Raw genomic sequence first — 734 nt, forward strand, 5'->3', positions numbered from 1 at the left:
ATGGATGTGTCCGCCTACATGATCGCGGCGGCCGTCGCGCAGATGGCGCGCGACGATGCCGCCACGGCGACCTTCGCGGCGCTTGACGCGCGCAACCAGGTAGCCCTTGAGCAGGCTGGCGGCCTCCCTGAGCTGGACCTGCCTTCGTTCGACGCCCTGACCACGGACGAGCAGGCGCTCGTCCACCGGGTCCTGAACAGTGCGCTTGGATCGGACAACGTGAGCGTCGCATGATCGCGCGTACTGTCGTCTATGACGCCGGGATGCTGGTGGCGCTCCTGCGAGACAGGTCCGCGGCGCGGCTGCTCCACCACGGCCTACGCGCGGCTCCGCACCGGCCTGTCGTCATCGGCCCGGTCCTCGCCCAGGCGTGGCGACCAGACCCGAAGACGGTTCATGTCTTCAGTCAGTACCTGAAGGACTGCACCGTGCCCCAGACTCGGGAGAGCGCGCCCCCCATGCGCGGCGTGTCAAGCATCCCCGCCGGCTGTGTCGCCTGCGCGAGAACCTTCACCCTCGACTCGTATAAACGGGCGGGGGCCATGCTCGCCGAGGCCAGGCTCCCCGCGAAGAAGCGGCCGGACGTCATCGACGCCCTGGTCGTCATAGCGGCTGCTCTTCACGGTCCGGCCCAGATCCTCACCAGCGACCCGGACGGCATAGCCGCCTACACCGCCACACTCGACCGCGCTGACATCGTCGTCGAACCGATCTGAGACGCTCCTCGCGATCCC

General features: G+C 68.5%; 2 protein-coding genes. Both read left to right on the forward strand.

From position 1 onward, the window contains the following. A partial coding sequence (locus tag ND747_RS16535) for a hypothetical protein (protein ID WP_251734499.1) occupies window positions 1-234 on the forward strand: 234 nt, incomplete at its 5' end. Next, window positions 231-716, forward strand: a complete 486-nt coding sequence (locus ND747_RS16540) for a hypothetical protein (RefSeq protein WP_251734500.1) — start codon at window positions 231-233, stop codon at window positions 714-716. The genes ND747_RS16535 and ND747_RS16540, both read left to right, overlap by 4 nt. Window positions 717-734: the final 18 nt, after the last annotated feature.

Source organism: Frankia sp. R82 (genome assembly GCF_023716925.1).
Taxonomy (GTDB): Bacteria; Actinomycetota; Actinomycetes; order Frankiales; family Frankiaceae; genus Frankia.